Here is a 3,145-nt window from a genome sequence, read left to right on the forward strand (position 1 = left end):
CGATAGAAAAATCTGTAGTGACTGGACAGACAAAATGAGGAAGCTAAACCCTTGTTGTTAAACAGTTACGCAACTCGGGCCGTTGAACTTGGGTTAAGGAAAAATGTTAAGAGAAATCCTTCTATTGACCGCATGAGCATACCTATAAATTGTTTGCAAAGACGGTAAATGTCGGCCACTTTCTAAGCGCGCAACGACAGATTGGGTTGTGTGCATACGTTTTGCTACTTCTGCTTGGCTTAAATTGGATTTCAATCTAGCTGCAATTAAAGCCTCTGCAACATCATATTCTGGTTTTATCTGCTCATAGGCTTCTGCAACCTTCGGATTTTGTAGCATCTTATCGCGTACATCTTCAAAGCTAATGCTCATTTCTTAAACCTCCTTCATGCGTTTCTGTGCCTTACGAATTGCCTTTTGGGGTGTCTTTTGGGTTTTTTTGACGAAAGTATGTAAAATCAAAACCGTTCGATTCTCAGACAAAGTATAAATCGATCTTGCAATGACACTACCTGCCTTAACCCTTATTTCCCAGAGCTTGTCACCCAAGGGCCGAATATGAGGCATTCCCACATGCATTGGACCAAACTTCAAAATAAGCTCAGAAACATGGATGAATTTGGCCTGTAATTCGGGGCGCATACACAGCACCTCCTCCTCAGCTTGGGAGCTGACAAACTCTATTTTCCAGACTGCGCTCATATCTTATATATAGCATTTTTGCTATGTATAGTCAAGGCAAAATTAAAAATACCAAACATAACTGAATATTAGTACTGTGGATTGAGAACTTCTAACGGTATTTCAACAAGAGCTAAGTCTTCTTGCCGGAAAAAGGCTATTCTACCAAGCTCATCCATCAATCGTAGCCGTTGTTTCTTTTCATAACCACCACGCAAATAATGAAGAAAATTGTTCAGTTGTCCTTCGTCTCCTTCATCAGCAGGATCAGGTTGATCGGGCCCTGACGAAAAGATTACTGGATTGGGGGTATTGACAAAGTAAAACTTGGCAGAAAAAAAATCCATATCCTCTAATGCTGATTCAATGGATCCGTAAGAATCAGGTGATTCAAGCATAAACTGACAAAATGTAAGCTGAGAAACTTGAACCAGAATACGATGAGTTTCGGTATCGTATTCTAAGAAATCAAAAATACCATCTTCATACACAGTATTGAGTTTGTCGCAAATTTGATCTTTTTCTTTAGCTGTAATTGGATAATATTTCTCTAATCCGTTACAAAGTTGGTAGTTAACATACCATTTTCTCTCTGCTGTTCGGCTGAGTTCTCTAGGCATTGTTTTCCCGTTGCTTGCTGCCTTTGTTGAAATCTCAGTAATGTTGCTTTTCTGTGATGCCATGAAACTATCCTTTCTTGTTGCTAATTTTTCATGTTGCCTAACTTTTCAAATTTTTCTGCAAATAAATTAGTTGCCTCCCTAAGTGATTCGTCTGCTAAATGAGCATATCTCTGTGTTGTAGAGGCTTGGGTGTGTCCCAACAGTTTACCAACGATGGTTAAACTCAAACCGCTGGAAACCAAATGTGACGCATAAGTATGGCGTAAATCATGAATCGTAAAGTCCTCTAGTTCTGCTCGTTTACGGATAGTAGCCCAGGCTTTTTTGGGTTCCTTTAAATGTTGGCCTTTGACACGGCCTGGAAACAAATAAGGTGAATCAGTTTTTTCTGCTTTCATTTTTTTAAGTAATTTTACAGCTGTAGGTGACAAAGGGATGTGCTGCATCTTTTTTTGCTTGGTTGTATGAGCGCTTTTGGTCCACACGCCTTTTTCCAAATCAATTTGATCCCATGTTGCTTGCAAGGCCTCATTTTTGCGAGCACCTGTTAGCAGCAAAAGTCGAATTATGTTGGACATAGTTTGATTATGATAAGAATCTAGAACATCCATAAGCTTTTTTAGCTCATCATCTTGGAGCCAACGAGTTCGTTTATTCTCCTTATATTTCTTAACACCAGAAACGGGATTATCAGTACACCATTCCCACTGAATGGCCAGATTAAACATTTTATGCAGTAAGGACAGAACACGGTTGGAAGCTACGCGCTTATCACTGAGTTTTACTCGCAGGACTTGAATATCCCGTGTGGTGACTTCTCTTACCTTTTTAGAATCAAACTCCTTGAGAATATGATTCTTAAGCATGCAACGATCATTAATGATGCTTTTGGAATTCTTTTCCTCAAGCGCATGCAACTTCATATAATCACGCGCTAAATCCGTCATCGTGGGGCTGGATTTTTGGGATTTACTTTCGGCGGCAGGGTCCTTGCCCATACTTGCCTTAATGGCCAATTCCTTAGCTGCCTCTCTAGCTTGCTCTGTCGTGATATTACCATGCACCCCAATTTTAATTTTTTTAGTTGTCTTGTGCTGGTTACGATACTGAAAAAAGTACATCTTGCGCCCCGTGGGGTAAATGCGCACACCAAACCCAGTGATTTCTGTATCCCAGAGAAATTTCTGCTTTGAAGAATCCGGGGATACACTTTCAACAACGCGTTTTGTAAGTTTTATGCGGTTGGTATTTTGTTCTGACATTTCCTTTTTTCCAAGATTAAATATACAGTACTGAGATGAAGATATCAGATGCAAATTTCCCCTTCAAGAGAAAAGGGGAGCATATGGAGAGCTTCAGAACGAGATTCAGGCACTATTTGGGGGATTTTCGGAGATCGAGAAAGACGGTCAAACTCCCCTGAAACCTAGGCACCAGGCCGGAAATCCTGGTAGGCGCTACAGGATTCGAACCTGTGACCCTCTGATTAAAAGTCAGATGCTCTACCAACTGAGCTAAGCGCCCATACTTCAATGGGTTATTATTAGAAGTTAGGATAATGGGAGATAGAGGCCAGGTCAACAGAAATCAGAAATCAGAAACCAGAAATCAGATGCCAGCAAGGCAGCGACGCGCTGAGACGCTGTGCAGATATCCTGAAACAGCTTAGTTTAAAATTGGAATAAAACCCGCTCCCACACTTAAAAGTGAGTCAAGAGAGATTTGAGATCTGGTATCTGATTTCTTTTAACTAACTTAAAGTATTCTGTAAAAAATAATTGAATTTTTTAATTTGTTTAAATATCTTTTTTCGATTAACTAGATTTTTTTAATCCAAAAAG

The 3,145-nt window shown here is 39.9% G+C and carries 4 protein-coding genes and 1 tRNA gene; all 5 read right to left on the reverse strand.

Going from position 1 to position 3,145, the window contains the following annotated elements:
* Positions 1-93: 93 nt before the first annotated feature.
* On the reverse strand, positions 94-372 hold the full coding sequence (locus ABFQ95_08230; protein MEN8237502.1) for a helix-turn-helix transcriptional regulator: 279 nt from the start codon (positions 370-372) through the stop codon (positions 94-96).
* A 3-nt stretch (positions 373-375) separates the two neighbouring features.
* Complete coding sequence (locus tag ABFQ95_08235; GenBank protein MEN8237503.1) at positions 376-642, reverse strand: type II toxin-antitoxin system RelE/ParE family toxin; 267 nt, start codon at positions 640-642, stop codon at positions 376-378.
* Positions 643-770: 128 nt separating this feature from the next.
* Positions 771-1,364 carry a hypothetical protein gene (locus ABFQ95_08240; protein MEN8237504.1) on the reverse strand — a complete coding sequence of 198 codons (594 nt, stop codon included), beginning with the start codon at positions 1,362-1,364 and terminating at the stop codon, positions 771-773.
* A 20-nt stretch (positions 1,365-1,384) separates the two neighbouring features.
* Positions 1,385-2,566: a site-specific integrase gene (locus tag ABFQ95_08245; GenBank protein MEN8237505.1), complete on the reverse strand. Its 1,182-nt coding sequence runs from the start codon at positions 2,564-2,566 to the stop codon at positions 1,385-1,387.
* 186 nt (positions 2,567-2,752) lie between these two features.
* A tRNA-Lys gene (locus tag ABFQ95_08250) sits at positions 2,753-2,828 on the reverse strand.
* Positions 2,829-3,145: the final 317 nt, after the last annotated feature.

Source organism: Pseudomonadota bacterium, assembly GCA_039714795.1.
Taxonomy (GTDB): domain Bacteria; phylum Pseudomonadota; class Alphaproteobacteria; order JAGOMX01; family JAGOMX01; genus JBDLIP01.

Coding starts and splice junctions, on each gene's coding strand:
- ABFQ95_08245 (MEN8237505.1), bottom strand. CDS start 2,566: ATGTCAGAACAAAATACCAACCGCATAAAACTTACAAAACGCGTTGTT.
- ABFQ95_08235 (MEN8237503.1), bottom strand. CDS start 642: ATGCGCCCCGAATTACAGGCCAAATTCATCCATGTTTCTGAGCTTATT.
- ABFQ95_08230 (MEN8237502.1), bottom strand. CDS start 372: ATGAGCATTAGCTTTGAAGATGTACGCGATAAGATGCTACAAAATCCG.
- ABFQ95_08240 (MEN8237504.1), bottom strand. CDS start 1,364: ATGGCATCACAGAAAAGCAACATTACTGAGATTTCAACAAAGGCAGCA.